Genomic DNA, 15,861 nt, shown 5'->3' with positions numbered 1-15,861 from the left:
ACGAGAGGTATTCCATGCGCACGGAAGCCGGTCTTAGCTTGATAGAACTGATGGTCGCCCTTGCGGTGCTTGCCGTTGTCCTGGCCATCGGCATCCCCAGTGTTAACCAGCTGCTGCGTGAGCAACGCCTCACCACAACCACCAACCTCTTCATCGCCTCTGTGCACTTTGCCCGCTCTGAAGCCATCAAGCGCGCCGAACGCGTGACCATCTGCCCCAGCGTCGATGGCCAGCACTGCAGTAATCAGGTGGATTACTCCGAGCAATGGATTATTGTCGTTGGCCCAGCTCCCGGACAATCCCTGCAAGACGCCGGCCCGGTCCTGCGCGTCATCAAAGGCCCCGGACCGCGTGTCACTGGTAATCAAACTGTTGCACGACGAATTACCTTTGAACCCACTGGAAGACCTGTAAGTTTCGGAAGAATAGACATCTGCTTGGATTCTTCCGCACGCCGCGTAGTAATAAGCATTATGGGACGCCCACGCATTGAATCAAACCATACCTGCTGAACGACTCCGTGGGGCGTCAAATCGCAGCGCGGCATGACGGATTACTCAGTTTTAACAACAGCCTGTGCGTTAAGCTGAAAATTACGATGGCGCATCCCGCAGCGTCAGGCGTGTGACTGGGCTATAATGGGCGGCCTTTTATTGTATTTGGAGTAGTGAGTTGATGCGACCCAGTGGCCGTGATCCTGATGCCTTGCGTCCGATCCGTTTTACCCGTCATTACACCCGTCATGCCGAAGGCTCGGTGTTGGTGGAGTTTGGCGATACCAAAGTCATTTGTACGGCCTCGCTGGATGAGCGGGTGCCGTCGTTTTTGAAAGGCAAGGGGCGAGGCTGGGTAACGGCGGAATATGGCATGTTGCCACGGGCTACCGGTGAGCGTACCGCCCGCGAGGCCAGCCGGGGCCGACAAAATGGACGCACCCTGGAGATTCAGCGCCTGATTGGGCGTTCGCTGCGGGCAGCGGTTGATCTGGAAAAGCTGGGCGAGCGCCAGATTACGGTGGATTGTGATGTGATTCAGGCCGACGGCGGCACCCGCACGGCGGCCATCAGCGGCGGTTTTGTGGCCTTGCGGGATGCGATTTCCCATCTGATGCAAAAAAAATCTCTGAAGAAAGATCCGGTTTATGGGATGGTGGCCGCCGTCTCGGTGGGGATTTATAAGGGCGTGGCGGTACTCGATCTGGATTATGCCGAGGATGCCGGGGCCGAAACCGATATGAATGTAGTCATGAATGAGGCCGGGGCCTTCATTGAGGTCCAGGGCACTGCGGAGGGCCATGCCTTTCGCAAAGACGAACTGGATGCCATGCTGGCGCTGGCGCAAAAAGGGGTTGCCGAGATTACCCAGGCACAACGCGCCGTGCTTCTTGATTAAATCTTAAATGACCTCGCGTACTAACCCTCATTAGCATAGGCATAACCCTGATGACAGTGACCCCGTGTGCAGTGATTGGCGTAGGCTATCTGGGTAAATTCCATGCACAGAAATATGCCGCTCTGGCGCAGGCCAATCTGGTGGCGGTGGTGGATGTGGATGCCCAGACAGCCGCGCAGGTGGCGGCGGAGTGTCAGTGTCAGGCGCTCACCGACTATCGGGAGCTGCTGGGGCAGGTGGCTGCGGTGAGTATTGCCGTGCCAACGCTGCATCATTTCGCGGTCGCACGGGATTTTTTGCAGTGTGGCACGCATGTGCTGCTGGAAAAGCCGATGACCACAACCCTGGCGCAGGCCCATGAATTAAATCAGCTGGCCAAAGCCCAGGGTGTGGTTTTGCAGATCGGCCATCTGGAGCGCTTTAATGCAGCCTTTCTGGATCTGGAGGGCATGGACTTGTGCCCGGTGTTTATTGAATCGCACCGTCTGGCGCCGTTTAAGCCCCGTGCCACCGATGTCAGCGTGGTGCTGGATCTGATGATTCACGATATTGATATTATTCTGGAGATTGTGGGCGCGCCGGTGCAGTCCATTGCGGCCAGCGGGGCGTGTGTATTGTCTGAGGATATTGATATCGCCAATGCGCGCCTGGAATTTGCCAATGGCTGTGTGGCAAATGTGACCTCCAGCCGGGTCAGCATCAAAAGCGAACGCAAGATGCGTATCTTTCAGCCGGATGCCTATATTGCCATTGATTTTCAAAATCGCGGCCTGGCGATTCATCGCGTGGGGGAGCGCGAGATGTTTCCGGGCATTCCGGAAATTATCCGCGAGGAAAGCTTTTTTGAGCAGGCCGATGCCCTCAAGGCTGAGATTGAGGCCTTTTTGGCCGCCATTCAGCACGGCGCCCCGGTGATCGTCTCTGGTGAAGACGGTGAGCGCGCCTTGGCCACAGCGATGCGTATTACCGAGCTGGTTCGCGCCAGTGCCCCGCTGGTAAAACGCCCGTTGCCAGTGCGCCCGGCCTGATCGCGGGTCTACAGCAGCGGCTTTTATCGACAATCTTTTGAAATCAAAAAATAAATGAATCCTATTCCGATGGTGGATCTGCAGCGCCAGTATGCGGCCCTGCAAGCGCAGATTGATGGCGCGTTGGCGCAAGTGCTGGCCAGTACGCAGTTTATTCTGGGGCCTAATGTCAGCGCCCTGGAAGAGGAGCTGGCCGCCTATCTCGGCACACCTCATGCGATTAGCTGTGCCTCGGGTACCGACGCCCTGCATCTGGCGCTAAAGGCAGCGCAGATCGGGCCGGGGGATGAGGTGATTACCACGCCCTTTACCTTTATCGCCACGGCGGAGGCCATTCACTATTGCGGGGCCAAGGCGGTGTTTGTGGATATTGATCCGCACAGCTTTAACCTTGATCCTGCGTTGGTGGAGGCGGCGATTACCCCGCGCACCAAGGCGATTTTACCGGTGCATCTGTTTGGGCAACCGGCGGATATGGCAAGCCTGGTGGCACTGTGTCAGCAGCATAATCTGCTGTTGATTGAAGACTGCGCGCAGTCTTTCGGGGCACGGGTGGATGGACAACAAACCGGCACCTTCGGCGAATTCGGCTGCTTTAGCTTTTTTCCCAGCAAAAATTTGGGCTGTTATGGCGATGGCGGTCTGGTGATCACCGAGGATCCGGTAGCTGCCAAACGCCTGCGCGGGCTGCGCAATCATGGCAGTCAGGTGCGTTATCATCATGATGAGATTGGTTATAACAGCCGCCTGGATGAGATACAGGCGGCCATTTTGCGCATCAAGCTTAAAGACATTGATGCGACAAACGCCCAGCGGCGGGCCGTTGCGCAAGGCTATAAACAGCGGCTGGCGACCTTGCCGCTGGTGTTGCCACATGAAGATGGGCTGGGTACTCATGTGTATCATCAATATACCGTGCAATGTGAGGCCACGCAGCGCGATCACCTGATCCAGCAGCTGGGCGCGGCGCAGATTGCCAGCGCCATTTATTACCCCATCCCGCTGCACCGGCAAAAAGTGTTTGCCCAGGAATATCAGTCCATCCAGCTGCCGGTGAGTGAGCGTCTGGCGACACGCTGTCTGTCGCTTCCCATGTATCCGGAACTCGATGATGATCAGCTCGACCGTATCGCTGAGTGTCTCACACGCGCCCTTGCCTGACGCTCGCACGATGGCCCAAGCCGCTCAAAACGCCACCGCGCCGCATGTGGTGATTGTGGCGGGCGAGGCCTCGGGTGACAATCACGCCGCGCAATTGGTCGAGGCGCTCAAACGCCAGCAGCCGGGGCTTTGCTATAGCGGCATGGGGGGCGAGGCCATGCGCCGTGCCGGGGTTGATCTGCTGGTGGATGCCAGCGATCTGGCGGTGGTGGGCATCTGGGAGGTGTTGGTGCATTACCGCCAGATTCGCCGCGCACTCAAACAGCTCGTTGCGCATCTGCGCGCCACCCGCCCGCAGCTGCTGATTTTGGTGGATTATGTGGAATTCAATCTGCGGCTGGCTGAACAGGCCAAACGTTTAGGCATTACTGTATTGTTTTATGTCAGCCCGCAGATCTGGGCCTGGCGGGCCGGACGCATCCAGCGCATCAAACGCTGCGTGGATGCCATGGCGGTGCTGTTTCCCTTTGAAGAGGCGGTGTATCAGCGCCACGCCATCCCGGTGCGCTATGTCGGCAATCCGCTGCTGGATCAGGTTCATCCCCGCTACAGCCGGGAACAGGCGCGGGTTCATTTTGGGTTGGACACCGATGCACCGCTGGTGGGACTGTTGCCCGGCAGTCGGCGCGGCGAGTTGCGGCGTCATCTGCCCCTCTTGATGGCCACCTGTCAATACCTGCGCATCCGTCACCCGGAGTTGCAGTTTATTCTGCCGGTGGCACCGGGCGTCAATCAGGCCCGGGATTTATACCCTTATCTTGATTCCGCTTGCGGCGTGACCGTGATCCAGGGGGAAACCTATGATGCCATGCACGCCTGCGATGCCTTAGTGGTGGCCTCTGGAACGGCCACCCTCGAAGCCGGATTGCTGGGGGTGCCGATGGCCATTATCTACCGCATCTCGCCGCTGAGTTATGCCATTCTCAAACGGCTGGTAAAGATTCGCGATATTGGTCTGGTGAATATCGTCTGTGAAAAGCGCGTCGTGCAGGAATTTATTCAACAGGCGGCCACGCCGGTACAGGTTGGCACAGAAGTCGAGCGCCTGCTGCATGATCCGGCCTATGCCCAGGAGATGCGCACGGCGCTGAGCGCGCTGCGTCAACGACTGGGCAGCAGCGGCCACTCGGCCCATGTCGCCGCCATGGCGCTGGAATTGATAAAATATGGCACCTTGCGCACCTCATTGCCGTGATTGCGTTTGACCTTGGGTGAGTAGCGGTATAGAATCCGCCCAAGATCGGCGCTTCCGTGGAAGATCTCGACCTTAAATTATAAGCTAATAATCAAAACCGATCTCAGGCCCCTCAGCACACGCATCTATGGTTACACGCGAAGGTAGCCATGTTGTCTGGCATGAGGATCAGCGTGCGATCATCCGGGGTGCATTGCGCCCATTAATCCCAAGCAACGCGCCTTACGCACCGAGCCTGCCCGATGTTGGGAACCAAACGTCTGCGTATTCGCCTCAACTGCGGTCTCACAGCAATCTCAAACTCAGGTTTTGCTCCGTATTCCTTGCAGATGTGCCTCTGTTAACCGGCTCAGACAGTCTCGCTTTCCTATCTCCGTAAACCTTCCCACCGTTTTCATATGAACTTAACCGAAATCAAGCGTAAATCTGCCTCCGAACTTATTGATCTTGCTCAAGCCATGGATATTGAAGGCATGGCCAGAGCGCGCAAACAGGATGTAATTTTTGCCATCCTCAAGGCCCACGCGAAAAGTGGCGAAGATATCTGCGGTGATGGCGTACTGGAAATTTTGCAGGATGGCTTTGGCTTTCTGCGTTCCGCCGATGGCTCTTATCTGGCCGGCCCGGATGATATCTATGTCTCGCCCAGCCAGATTCGTCGTTTCAATCTACGCACCGGGGATACCATTTCCGGCAAGATTCGCCCCCCCAAAGAAGGGGAACGCTATTTTGCCTTATTAAAAGTTGACAAGATTAACTTTGAATCCCCGGAAAACGCCCGCAGCAAGGTCTTATTTGAAAATCTCACCCCCTTACATGCCACCGAACGGATGCGCATGGAGCGAGGGAACGGCTCCACCGAAGACATCACCGCCCGGGTGATTGATATTGTCGCCCCCTTCGGCAAGGGCCAGCGCGGTTTGATTGTTTCTCCTCCCAAGGCCGGTAAGACCCTGATGCTGCAGAATATTGCGCAAAGCATCGCCACCAATTATCCCGAATGTTATCTGATGGTGTTGCTCATTGATGAGCGCCCCGAGGAAGTCACCGAGATGTCGCGCATGGTGCAGGGCGAGGTGATCTCCAGTACCTTTGACGAACCCGCCAGCCGCCATGTACAAGTTGCCGAAATGGTGATTGAAAAGGCCAAGCGCCTAGTCGAACACCGGCGCGATGTGGTGATTTTGCTCGATTCCATTACTCGTCTGGCACGGGCCTATAACACCGTTGTCCCCAGCTCCGGCAAGGTGCTTACCGGCGGTGTTGATGCCAACGCCTTGCACCGACCCAAGCGCTTTTTTGGCGCGGCGCGCAATGTGGAAGAAGGCGGCAGCCTGACGATTCTCGCCACAGCCTTGATCGACACCGGGTCAAAAATGGATGAAGTGATCTACGAGGAATTTAAAGGCACCGGCAACATGGAAATCCATCTGGATCGCCGCATCGCCGAAAAACGGGTCTATCCCGCCATCAATATCAACCGTTCCGGGACTCGCCGCGAAGAACTGCTGGCCGATCAAGAAGAGTTGCAAAAGCTGTGGATCTTGCGTAAGTTTCTCCATCCCATGGATGATGTGGAGGCGATGGATTTCCTGCTGGCACGGCTCCAGTCAAGCAAGACCAATAACGAATTTTTTGACATGATGAAGCGCTCCTGACGCCTGCACAGGTCGAGCTTGCCGACGATGACACACGATTCCCCACAGACTTTGCCACTGGAAGCGCCCCCGGATTTTGCCCAGGCACTGGAGGAACTGGAACGCCTGGTGCAGCGTCTGGAGCAGGGTGATCTGTCCCTGGAAGACGCCTTAAGTGAGTTTGAGCGTGGTTTGGCGCTCACACGCCAGTGCCAGCACGCGCTGGCCATCGCTGAGCAAAAAGTGCATATCCTGACTGAACAGGGGGCTGTCGAGTTCAGCCCCGATCATCACCTTCAAAGCGGAGAAAACGAATAATGGAGGGATTGCTGCGCGAGTATCAGCAACGCATCGAAACCGTCCTCGATCACTGGTTGCAACCCCCGACCACCCACCCCGCCAGTTTGCATCAGGCCATGCGCTACTCGGCGATGGATGGCGGCAAGCGGATTCGTCCCATTTTGGTCTATGCCACGGCCAAGGCGCTGGGCGTTCCGCTGAGCTGTGTGGATGGCCCGGCCTGCGCGGTTGAGCTGATTCATGTGTATTCGCTGATTCATGACGACCTGCCGGCGATGGACAATGACGATCTGCGCCGGGGCCGACCGACCTGTCATAAGGCCTTTGATGAGGCCACCGCAATTCTGGCCGGGGATGCGATGCAGGCGCTGGCCTTTCAGATTCTGGTGACCGACCCGGAAATGACCGAGGATCCCAAGGTTCGTCTGCGCATGATGGAAATTCTGGCGCGGGCCTCCGGGTCACGCGGCATGGCCGGTGGACAGGCGATTGATCTGGCCTCCGTTGGGCAACAGATTGATCTGGTCCAGCTTGAAGATATGCACATTCACAAAACCGGCGCCCTGATTCGCGCCTCGGTGTTGCTCGGCGCCTTGAGTTTGGTCGAGATTGATGAAGTGCGCCTGGAAAAGCTGGACCGTTACGCCAAGTGCATTGGTTTGGCCTTTCAGATCCGCGATGATATTCTCGATGTGGAAAGCGATACCGAGACCTTGGGTAAGCCACAGGGTTCCGATATGGCGCAAAACAAGCCGACCTATCCGGCCTTGATCGGTATGGAGGCTTCCAAGCAGCGGGCGCGTGAATTGGTGGATGATGCCCTGGAGAGCATTAGCCCGCTGGGTCCTGATGCGGATTTATTGCGTTTTGTCGCACGCTACATCGTCGAGCGGATTCATTAAGCGCATACCTACCCGGCTAATCCTGCGGCAAAAAAACAAGGAGCGCCGAGTGGTACTCGGCAACCAAGCCGCAGGCGTCGCGTGATGTTTGCCGGTAGGGCCGACTCCACGTCGGCGTTCCATAAAACCAAGCCGAGTATAACTCGGCGCTTCCGAAAAGGAGATTGTCCGTTTGCTGGACTCGCTGAAGGCCTTTTGGCATATCCTGCTTCACTCCTTTAAAAACCTGCTGCCCATTATTGCGGTGGTTGCCTTCTTTCAGGCGGTCATCATCCGTCAGGTGCCTGACGATCTGGGTATGATCCTCTTTGGCCTGGGCGTGGTGGTGCTTGGGGTGGCGCTGTTTCTGCAAGGGCTGGAGATGGGGATTTTTCCCATCGGCAAAAATCTCTCCAATGCCTTTGCGAAAAAAGGTTCCTTGCTGCTGTTGCTGACCTTTGGTTTTTGTCTGGGCTTTGCGGCGGTGGTGGCTGAACCGGCGCTGATTGCGGTGGCCGATCAGGCTCAGCAGATCAGCGAGGGACGGGTGAGTGCTACGGTATTGCGCCTGATTGTCGCCTTGTCGGTGGGTGCGGTGGTGGCCTTGGGCATCATGCGTATCGTCTTTGGACACCCGATTCACTGGTATCTGATCAGCGGTTATGTGCTGGTGGTGATGATCACCTTCTTTGCCCCGGCAGAGATTGTCGGCCTGGCCTATGACTCTGGCGGCGTGACCACCAATATTGTCACCGTGCCGTTGATTGCCGCCCTGGGGATCGGTCTGGCCGCATCCATCAAAGGACGCAGCACCTTAAGCGATGGCTTTGGGCTGGTCGCCCTGGCGGTGATGGTACCGATGATCACCGTGCAGCTGTATGGCGTTTTGGTGTACAGCTTCGGTGAGGCTGACGCGCAGCTGGCGGGGACCATGCTCAATGCCAGTCATGCCAGTGCAGCGGTTGAGACCCCGGCGGCTGCGCCCCCGGCATTCTGGCTGAGTATGGTGCTGGATCTGCTGAAAATGTTGCGCGATGTGGCGCCGATCATTCTGGTGATTCTGTTTTTCCAGTATGTGGTGATTCGCCGCCCGATTGCGCATCTGGCCAAGGTGATCGTTGGCTTTGTGCTGGTGATTTTAGGCTTGTATGCCTTTGTGGTGGGCCTGAAGCTGGGGCTTTTCCCCATTGGCCGCAGCATGGCCGAGCAGTTGGTGGCGCTGGATTATCACGGCTATCTCTATCTGTTTGCCTTCGCCATCGGTTTTGGTACCACCATGGCCGAACCCGCCCTGATTGCTATCGGGCAAAAGGCACAGGAAGCCGCCCGGGGGCGTCTCAGTGGTACGGTGATTCGTCTGCTGGTCGCCGTCGGGGTGGCGATTGGCATCACCATCGGGGTGCATCGCATCATCACTGGCGACTCCATCCATTTTTATATCATGGCCGGATATACGCTGGTGATTCTGCTGACCTGGCTGGCTCCAAGCTATATCATCGCGCTGGCCTTTGATCTGGGTGGGGTGACCACCTCTGAGGTCACCGTACCGTTGGTCACCGCCTTGGGTATCGGTCTGGCAACGCATATTGAGGGGCGTAATGTCTTGATTGATGGCTTTGGGCTGATTGCCTTTGCCTCGATTTTTCCTATCGTTACCGTCATGCTCTATGCCATCTTTATCGAACTGGGCACGCGCCTGCAGCGCAAACGTGCCCCTCCAGAACCGAACGCATCCCGCTAAAGCACAGACACCATTGGTTATCCACCCCATGTAATTGACTGAGGAGACGCGGAGTCAGCCCGGCGCAGCTCAAGGGCGCAAGGCCCGCACACAATCTATGAAATTTGCCGTACTTGTTGCCATTCTTGCTGAAGATCTCGAAGATAAGGCGATTGATGTCGCCAAACAGGCCGGTGCCGGTGGCGTCACCATTCTGGATGCTCGCGGTATCGGCGCCGCCGAAAAAAAGACCTTTTTCGGCCTGACCTACGAAGGCAGTCAGTCGGTGTTGATTTTTGTATTGGAAAAAAGTCTGTCGCTGAGCGTCATGAAGCGTTTATGCGATGAGCTCGAACTCAAGACCCACACCAAGGGCGTGATCTTTACCATGCCGCTTGAACACATTGCCGGGATTGATATCGAACAGCTCACCCGCTTTGAAGAACATCTCAAAGATGAAATTTAGCCGAGGAACTCCCCATGCTTGTTAGTGATATCATGGTGCGCAATGTCATCACCGTATCGCCGCTGGCCACCCTGCGCGATGCGATGCGTTTAATGCGCCGCCACAAGGTGAAATCCTTAGTCGTTGAAAAACGCAATCCTCATGATGCCTACGGGATTGTGACCTACACCACCGTCTTGCGCACCATTGTGGCCGAGGGCGGCGATATTGACATGATCAATGTCTATGATGTGTGCTCCAAGCCGGTGCTCACCGTGCCCAGCGAGATGGACATCAAATACGTCGCCAAGCTGATGGTCAGCCAGTCAATCCGCCGCCTGGTGGTGTTGCGTAACAATGAACTGGAAGGCATTGTGACCATCAACGATATTGTCGGCTCCATTCTGGATCTGGCCGCAGAATAAAATGCAGATGGGCTGATCATGCCTGATATTGAGCAGCAGATGTTTTTGGAAGCCAGCCCGGAGCGCGTATTCGGGCTGATTCGCAAGGTCGAAGAATTCAGCCGCTACAGCGATGCGGTGGAATCCATCGTCCCCTTGGGCAGCGACCGCTACCGCTGGCAGGTGCGCGCCGCCGGTAAGGTCTTTTCCTGGGATGTGGCCATCGTCGAATGTGTCCCGCCCACCACCATTGTCTGGCGCTCGCTCAGTGGCATCCCCAACACCGGGCGTTATCACATCACCCCGGCGGGGGCAGGCACCCAGGTTCATCTGGTGATCAGCTATCAACTGCCCAGCCGCCTGCTGGATAAAACCCTCGGGCGACTGGTCAATCCGGTGGTGCGCTCCATTGGCGAGCAAGCCCTGGAACGCATCCGCCAGCGCATCCGCGCAGAAAACCGCCAGGCCGCTGCGGCAGGGCTTGACCCAAACGACACCATCCCTTCTGCATAACGAGTGCTTGCATGTCTTTACCCCACTACACTGATTTGGATCATGGCATCACCGCCATTGACACCGGCTTTTGCCGCCATGCCCTGGCGGCGGCCTATTTGCTCATTGAAAAGGGGCGCGCTGCGTTTATTGAAACCGGTACCAGCCTGTCGATTCCCGGTCTGCTGGCGGTGCTGGATGCCAAGGGCATTGCGCGCACGGCGGTGGATTATGTAATCCCCACCCATGTGCATCTGGATCATGGCGGCGGTGCCGGTGAACTGATACGCCATTTACCCGAGGCGCGGCTGATCATTCATCCACGCGGTGCCCGTCACATGATTGATCCCAGTCAGTTGATTGCGGGTGCCAGTGCTGTCTATGGCGAAGAGGCCATGGCCCGCCTTTATGGCACCGTAGTACCGGTTCCCGAGGCGCGGGTGATGCAGGCGCATGACGGCGATATTTTCAGCTTCAACGGACGCGAGCTGCGCATCATTGATACCCCCGGCCACGCCCGTCATCATTTCTGCATTGTGGATGCCCAAGGCAATGGCGTGTACACCGGTGACACTTTCGGCATCTCGTACCGTGAATTTGACGTTGCTGGCGAGGTATTCCTGTTTCCCACCACAACGCCGGTACAGTTTGAGCCCGAAAAGCTGCATGCTTCGGTGGATAAGATCGATGCCCAGGGCCTGGACTATATCTACCTGACCCACTATGGACGCATCCGCAAAACCCCGGCGCTCACGCAAGGACTCCATGAACAGATTGATGCCTATGTGGCGCTGGGCCTGGCCCTCAAAGATGCGCCGAACCGCCATCAGGCGCTGTGCGAGGGCATGATGGACATCATGCTGTCTCGCCTTGATGCTCTGGGCTGTACCCTGCCCAAAGCCGAGCAGCGCAATCTGCTGGAGATGGATGTCACCCTTAACGTACAAGGGCTGGAAATCTGGCTGGATCGCGAACAGGCCGCCTGACCATACAACACTGACGCGCTGACCGGCCCTTTCCCGCGCAGCGCCTCCCTCACTCAACGCCTTAGGAGTTTGATAAACCGATGAATCCCTACCACGGCCAATACCCGATCACCCGTCCCCGGCGGATGCGCCGCGATGATTTTTCCCGCCGCATGATGCGCGAACATCACCTCAGCTGTGATGACCTGATTTACCCGGTATTTGTCCTGGAAGGCAGTGGCCAGCGTGAGGCCGTGCCATCCATGCCGGGGGTCGAGCGCCTGTCCATTGACCTGCTGGTGGCCGAGGCCAAAGCCGCCCAACAACTCGGGATTCCGGCAATGGCCCTGTTCCCGGTGGTACCGCTGGAGAAAAAAACCGAAGACGCCCGCGAGGCCTACAACCCCGAAGGTCTGGCGCAACGTGCAGTGCGCGCACTCAAAGCCGCAGTACCGGAACTGGGCATTATCACCGACGTGGCGCTCGATCCCTTCACCACCCACGGTCAAGATGGCCTGATCGACGACAGCGGCTATGTCCTGAATGACGAAACCGTCGAAGTTTTGGTGCGTCAGGCGCTTTCCCATGCCCAGGCCGGGGCGGACATCGTGGCCCCTTCCGACATGATGGATGGGCGCATCGGTGCCATTCGCAGCCAGCTGGAAAAATCCGGCCACATCCACACCCGCATTCTCGCCTACTCGGCAAAATATGCCTCCAGCTTCTACGGTCCGTTTCGTGACGCCGTAGGCTCTGCCGCCAATCTGGGCGCGGGCAACAAATACACTTATCAGATGGACCCGGCCAACAGCGATGAGGCCATCAACGAGGTCGCCATGGATCTTAACGAAGGCGCCGATATGGTCATGGTCAAACCGGGGATGCCCTACCTGGACATCGTGTGCCGTATCAAAGATCAATTCGGTGTGCCGACCTTTGCCTATCACGTCAGCGGCGAATACGCCATGCTCAAGGCCGCCTCGCAAAACGGCTGGATCAACGAGCGTGCCTGCGTACTGGAAGCCCTGCTCAGCATGAAACGCGCCGGGGCGGATGGCATTCTCACCTACTACGCCCCACAAGTGGCCCGCTGGCTGCACGGACAGGACTAAGGCCGCGTGGACCGCTACGCCGTCATCGGTCACCCCATCGCCCACAGCCGCTCACCGGCGATACACCGCCAGTTTGCCGCCCAGACCGGGCAGCGGATGCAATACGAAGCCATCCTTGCCCCCAAGGATGGCTTTCGCGCCTGTATCGCTGAACGGGTCAAAGAGGGCTTTCGCGGGATGAACATCACCGTCCCCTTCAAGGAAGAAGCCTTCGCCCTGGCCCAGGAACACACCCCCCGGGCCACGCTGGCACAAGCGGCTAACACCTTCGTGGTGCAAGCGGATCGCAGCCTGCTGGCCGACAACACCGATGGGGCCGGACTGGTGCGCGATTTAAGCAGCAATCTCGGCGTGACATTACACGCCCGCAAAATCCTCATCCTGGGGGCCGGGGGCGCAGTGCGCGGCGTGCTGGCACCCTTATTGGCGCACAACCCGGCACATCTGCACATCGCCAACCGCACCCTCAGCCGCGCCGAACATCTGCTCAGCCAATTTGCCCACCTGGGACGCCTCTCCGCCAGCGGCTATGACGATCTCGTCGGCCACCACTTTGACCTGATCATTAACGCCACCTCCGCCGGCCTTGACGGTGAACAGCCCGCGCTCCCCGATGGACTGCTCAACCCCGGCGGCGGCTGTTATGACATGTTCTACAGCCAGACCCTGACCCCCTTCCTGCACTGGGCGCAACAACAAAACCCCCGCTGGTACGCCGACGGCCTAGGCATGCTCGTCGAACAAGCCGCCGAGGCCTTCTACCTCTGGCGCGGCATCCGCCCAGACACCACCCCACTCCTACACCAACGCCTGCGCAGCCCCTAAACTGCCGGGTTGTGAGAACGCCAGCACCCATTCAGCATAATAAACCGGGCGGCGGCTTCCAGCCGTCGCTATAGCAAAACTTAAATAAATTGATTATTTATTATACCCCCAAAGCCATCAGCATAAAGCCTCTCTGTCCGGTGGATGCGCTTTTTGAATTTCAATCAATTTATGGTGGTCTAAAATATACAATGCAGAGACTACAAAATTAGGGGCTTGTGTGAGGGAACGTCTTTCTGCGCGAGTGATATGACTGAAGATCCCTGTGCGGGAAAACCTCACGCCGGGATCTGTGCAAGAGCGTCAGATAAATGGCATTCCTACTACGATGCGCGAAACAGGAGCACTGAAATATGAACGAGTTTCAAGTGACTGCAGGAATGATGACCGTTATGGATTTGGTATCCTTGATAGCCTCCATAGCTTCCTTAATAGTTGCAGTCGGTGCTATCTGGTTATCGATAGTATTCTACAAAATGTCGAGTAATGCATCTAATGCAAAAAATGAGGCAGCGAAGGGTATAGATGCAAGTGTTCAAAGGCTTGAAAAATTATTCGACAAACTTTATTCAGATACTTTTTCAATGATGAAAGATACTGTCAGTGATATGAGAAGGCACATCTGGAGTAAGCCATCAAAAGAAAATGGCGAGCTAAGCCAACTCATAAAGCAAGAAATAGAATCGCAGGTTTGATTGGTCCTAAAAAAATACGATGTAAAAGAATCTAACCAAGAGGAGATTGTGAAACGTCTGGAAGATGTAATGGAGAATATTCTAAAATCAGCTAAGTTCCGCAAAAAATCGCTTAAATCCGAGTCTGTTTTAAAAGCTATCAAAGAGCATCAACAAATATCAATGAAGAAAGTAGCAGAGTATTTGGATATGGACCTCGATGATCTTGCTATCAATCATCTTTTTCCACTCATGGACATGGGAAAAATTACTTGGGACGGACCTCCCGGTCGGCTTTCACACGACAACTTACTATCAGTGACTGAAGAAGTTGCCAGTGGTGAAAAGCACTAACCGGACAACCGGAATTCCCCCCCGGCCTCCACACCACCCCGCATGCGGGTACGCTCGGGGCGTTTCCTCCGGAGTTCAAAGGACCATGCAACCATGGTGAGCTCCAACGCGGGTTACCCAACGAATCGCCAAGGCCGTTTCACCCGCTTGGGCGCATGACGTCCGTTGAAACACGCGGGTCTCTCTCGTTGTCGGAAGTTCGGGCCTTCACCGTGTTTCACCCATTGAGGATAGATAAGAGATATGAGCCAGGCAGATAAATCAATACATGAATTTGACTTTAAATTGATCTGTGAATATTTTTCGAGCATAGAACGACAAGGGCCCGGGAGTCCAGATGTAACTGTAAAAGCTTTGAGTTTTATTGATAACCTTACAAGTGAATCAAAAATAGCCGATATAGGGTGCGGAACAGGCGGTCAGACAATGGTGCTGGCTGAAAATACCTTAGGGCATATTACCGGTATTGATTTGTTTGCCGACTTTATTGACATTTTCAACGACAGTTTCCGAAAGAAAAATCTCCAGAGTAGAGTGGTCGGCGTTGTTGGTGCAATGGATGATCTTTCCTTTCAGAATGAAGCGCTGGATCTGATCTGGTCAGAGGGGGCTATCTATAATATCGGCTTTGAGCGTGGCATAAACGAATGGCGTAAGTTCCTAAATAATGGAGGCTTTATTGCCGTTTCTGAGGCATCCTGGTTCACCGAAACGAGGCCGGATGAGATTGATAGATTTTGGAAAGATGCTTATCCGGAAATTGATACTATTGCAAACAAGATAGGCCAAATGCAAAAAGCTGGATACATACCGATGGCTGCTTTTGTTTTGCCAGAAAACTGCTGGACTGAAAATTTTTATGTTCCGCAAGTGCCTGCACAAGAATTATTTTTAAAGAAATATGCGGGAAATAAAGCGGCTGAAGATCTTGTAATAAACCAAAGGCATGAAGCTGAATTATATAATAAATATAAGAAATATTATGGGTATGTGTTTTACATAGGAAAGAAAATTTAAGTATACAAATATTCGATGTATATTGCAGCAGCTAACGTCCCCGCCGCAAGCGGCGGGGAATATGACCTGAGAGATTAAATACAAAAAGCAGGCGTTGCTGATTAAGGTTTTAGTTAGGTGGTTTTTTGAGGCTCCTCGTCACATTAAGTGGAATCCTTCAACAAAACGTTGAGATACGATAGGGCTGGTTCGAACAGTACAGGTGAACGCGATGGACGGTAATCAGATCCTTCTTCTTGGTATTGGCATCCCTGGAATT

18 protein-coding genes are annotated in these 15,861 nt (G+C 55.5%); all 18 read left to right on the top strand.

Annotation, left to right across the window (positions count from 1 at the left end):
- Nucleotides 1-14 precede the first annotated feature (14 nt).
- The 18 genes from THISIDRAFT_RS04205 (at nt 15) to THISIDRAFT_RS04120 (ending at nt 15,602) form a co-directional block, all read left to right on the top strand.
- A complete protein-coding gene (locus THISIDRAFT_RS04205) occupies nt 15-512 on the top strand; it encodes a GspH/FimT family pseudopilin (protein WP_006786866.1) in 498 nt (165 codons plus the stop codon).
- A gap of 163 nt (nt 513-675) precedes the next feature.
- Nucleotides 676-1,392 (top strand): ribonuclease PH, encoded by a 717-nt coding sequence (gene rph, locus THISIDRAFT_RS04200; RefSeq protein ID WP_006786867.1) that lies wholly within the window; start codon nt 676-678, stop codon nt 1,390-1,392.
- Nucleotides 1,393-1,442: 50 nt separating this feature from the next.
- Complete coding sequence (locus THISIDRAFT_RS04195) at nt 1,443-2,420, top strand: Gfo/Idh/MocA family protein (RefSeq protein ID WP_006786868.1); 978 nt, start codon at nt 1,443-1,445, stop codon at nt 2,418-2,420.
- Between the two features lie 54 nt (nt 2,421-2,474).
- Nucleotides 2,475-3,581 carry a DegT/DnrJ/EryC1/StrS family aminotransferase gene (locus THISIDRAFT_RS04190; RefSeq protein WP_006786869.1) on the top strand — a complete coding sequence of 369 codons (1,107 nt, stop codon included), beginning with the start codon at nt 2,475-2,477 and terminating at the stop codon, nt 3,579-3,581.
- A 10-nt stretch (nt 3,582-3,591) separates the two neighbouring features.
- Nucleotides 3,592-4,776: a lipid-A-disaccharide synthase gene (gene lpxB / locus THISIDRAFT_RS04185; protein ID WP_040851793.1), complete on the top strand. Its 1,185-nt coding sequence runs from the start codon at nt 3,592-3,594 to the stop codon at nt 4,774-4,776.
- A 398-nt stretch (nt 4,777-5,174) separates the two neighbouring features.
- Nucleotides 5,175-6,434 carry a transcription termination factor Rho gene (rho, locus tag THISIDRAFT_RS04180; RefSeq protein ID WP_006786871.1) on the top strand — a complete coding sequence of 420 codons (1,260 nt, stop codon included), beginning with the start codon at nt 5,175-5,177 and terminating at the stop codon, nt 6,432-6,434.
- A 27-nt stretch (nt 6,435-6,461) separates the two neighbouring features.
- Nucleotides 6,462-6,731: an exodeoxyribonuclease VII small subunit gene (locus THISIDRAFT_RS04175; protein WP_006786872.1), complete on the top strand. Its 270-nt coding sequence runs from the start codon at nt 6,462-6,464 to the stop codon at nt 6,729-6,731.
- Entirely contained in the window at nt 6,731-7,615 is an 885-nt protein-coding gene (gene ispA / locus THISIDRAFT_RS04170) for a (2E,6E)-farnesyl diphosphate synthase (RefSeq protein WP_006786873.1), read from the top strand. The genes THISIDRAFT_RS04175 and ispA overlap by 1 nt, the downstream gene beginning before the upstream one ends.
- Before the next feature lie 175 nt (nt 7,616-7,790).
- Nucleotides 7,791-9,335, top strand: coding sequence for a DUF1538 domain-containing protein (locus THISIDRAFT_RS04165; protein ID WP_040851800.1), 1,545 nt, complete (start codon nt 7,791-7,793; stop codon nt 9,333-9,335).
- A 97-nt stretch (nt 9,336-9,432) separates the two neighbouring features.
- Nucleotides 9,433-9,780 (top strand): P-II family nitrogen regulator, encoded by a 348-nt coding sequence (locus tag THISIDRAFT_RS04160; RefSeq protein WP_006786875.1) that lies wholly within the window; start codon nt 9,433-9,435, stop codon nt 9,778-9,780.
- Nucleotides 9,781-9,794: 14 nt separating this feature from the next.
- Complete coding sequence (locus tag THISIDRAFT_RS04155; RefSeq protein WP_006786876.1) at nt 9,795-10,184, top strand: CBS domain-containing protein; 390 nt, start codon at nt 9,795-9,797, stop codon at nt 10,182-10,184.
- 18 nt (nt 10,185-10,202) lie between these two features.
- On the top strand, nt 10,203-10,676 hold the full coding sequence (locus THISIDRAFT_RS04150) for an SRPBCC family protein (RefSeq protein ID WP_006786877.1): 474 nt from the start codon (nt 10,203-10,205) through the stop codon (nt 10,674-10,676).
- A gap of 11 nt (nt 10,677-10,687) precedes the next feature.
- Nucleotides 10,688-11,641 carry an MBL fold metallo-hydrolase gene (locus THISIDRAFT_RS04145; RefSeq protein ID WP_006786878.1) on the top strand — a complete coding sequence of 318 codons (954 nt, stop codon included), beginning with the start codon at nt 10,688-10,690 and terminating at the stop codon, nt 11,639-11,641.
- An 80-nt stretch (nt 11,642-11,721) separates the two neighbouring features.
- On the top strand, nt 11,722-12,732 hold the full coding sequence (hemB, locus tag THISIDRAFT_RS04140; RefSeq protein ID WP_006786879.1) for a porphobilinogen synthase: 1,011 nt from the start codon (nt 11,722-11,724) through the stop codon (nt 12,730-12,732).
- Nucleotides 12,733-12,738: 6 nt separating this feature from the next.
- Nucleotides 12,739-13,557, top strand: coding sequence for a shikimate dehydrogenase (gene aroE / locus THISIDRAFT_RS04135; protein WP_006786880.1), 819 nt, complete (start codon nt 12,739-12,741; stop codon nt 13,555-13,557).
- 353 nt (nt 13,558-13,910) lie between these two features.
- Complete coding sequence (locus THISIDRAFT_RS04130; protein WP_006786881.1) at nt 13,911-14,252, top strand: hypothetical protein; 342 nt, start codon at nt 13,911-13,913, stop codon at nt 14,250-14,252.
- 48 nt (nt 14,253-14,300) lie between these two features.
- Nucleotides 14,301-14,585: a hypothetical protein gene (locus THISIDRAFT_RS04125; protein ID WP_139063980.1), complete on the top strand. Its 285-nt coding sequence runs from the start codon at nt 14,301-14,303 to the stop codon at nt 14,583-14,585.
- Nucleotides 14,586-14,828: 243 nt separating this feature from the next.
- Nucleotides 14,829-15,602, top strand: a complete 774-nt coding sequence (locus tag THISIDRAFT_RS04120) for a class I SAM-dependent methyltransferase (RefSeq protein ID WP_006786883.1) — start codon at nt 14,829-14,831, stop codon at nt 15,600-15,602.
- Nucleotides 15,603-15,861: the final 259 nt, after the last annotated feature.

It is taken from the genome of Thiorhodospira sibirica ATCC 700588, from assembly GCF_000227725.2.
GTDB classification, from domain to species: Bacteria; Pseudomonadota; Gammaproteobacteria; order Ectothiorhodospirales; family Ectothiorhodospiraceae; genus Thiorhodospira; species Thiorhodospira sibirica.
This window is presented reverse-complemented; position numbering and strand designations above follow the sequence as displayed.

Coding starts and splice junctions, on each gene's coding strand:
- rho (WP_006786871.1), top strand. CDS start 5,175: ATGAACTTAACCGAAATCAAGCGTAAATCTGCCTCCGAACTTATTGAT.
- THISIDRAFT_RS04145 (WP_006786878.1), top strand. CDS start 10,688: ATGTCTTTACCCCACTACACTGATTTGGATCATGGCATCACCGCCATT.
- THISIDRAFT_RS04195 (WP_006786868.1), top strand. CDS start 1,443: ATGACAGTGACCCCGTGTGCAGTGATTGGCGTAGGCTATCTGGGTAAA.
- THISIDRAFT_RS04155 (WP_006786876.1), top strand. CDS start 9,795: ATGCTTGTTAGTGATATCATGGTGCGCAATGTCATCACCGTATCGCCG.
- THISIDRAFT_RS04130 (WP_006786881.1), top strand. CDS start 13,911: ATGAACGAGTTTCAAGTGACTGCAGGAATGATGACCGTTATGGATTTG.
- rph (WP_006786867.1), top strand. CDS start 676: ATGCGACCCAGTGGCCGTGATCCTGATGCCTTGCGTCCGATCCGTTTT.
- hemB (WP_006786879.1), top strand. CDS start 11,722: ATGAATCCCTACCACGGCCAATACCCGATCACCCGTCCCCGGCGGATG.
- THISIDRAFT_RS04160 (WP_006786875.1), top strand. CDS start 9,433: ATGAAATTTGCCGTACTTGTTGCCATTCTTGCTGAAGATCTCGAAGAT.
- lpxB (WP_040851793.1), top strand. CDS start 3,592: ATGGCCCAAGCCGCTCAAAACGCCACCGCGCCGCATGTGGTGATTGTG.
- THISIDRAFT_RS04175 (WP_006786872.1), top strand. CDS start 6,462: ATGACACACGATTCCCCACAGACTTTGCCACTGGAAGCGCCCCCGGAT.
- THISIDRAFT_RS04190 (WP_006786869.1), top strand. CDS start 2,475: ATGAATCCTATTCCGATGGTGGATCTGCAGCGCCAGTATGCGGCCCTG.
- THISIDRAFT_RS04120 (WP_006786883.1), top strand. CDS start 14,829: ATGAGCCAGGCAGATAAATCAATACATGAATTTGACTTTAAATTGATC.
- THISIDRAFT_RS04205 (WP_006786866.1), top strand. CDS start 15: ATGCGCACGGAAGCCGGTCTTAGCTTGATAGAACTGATGGTCGCCCTT.
- THISIDRAFT_RS04150 (WP_006786877.1), top strand. CDS start 10,203: ATGCCTGATATTGAGCAGCAGATGTTTTTGGAAGCCAGCCCGGAGCGC.
- ispA (WP_006786873.1), top strand. CDS start 6,731: ATGGAGGGATTGCTGCGCGAGTATCAGCAACGCATCGAAACCGTCCTC.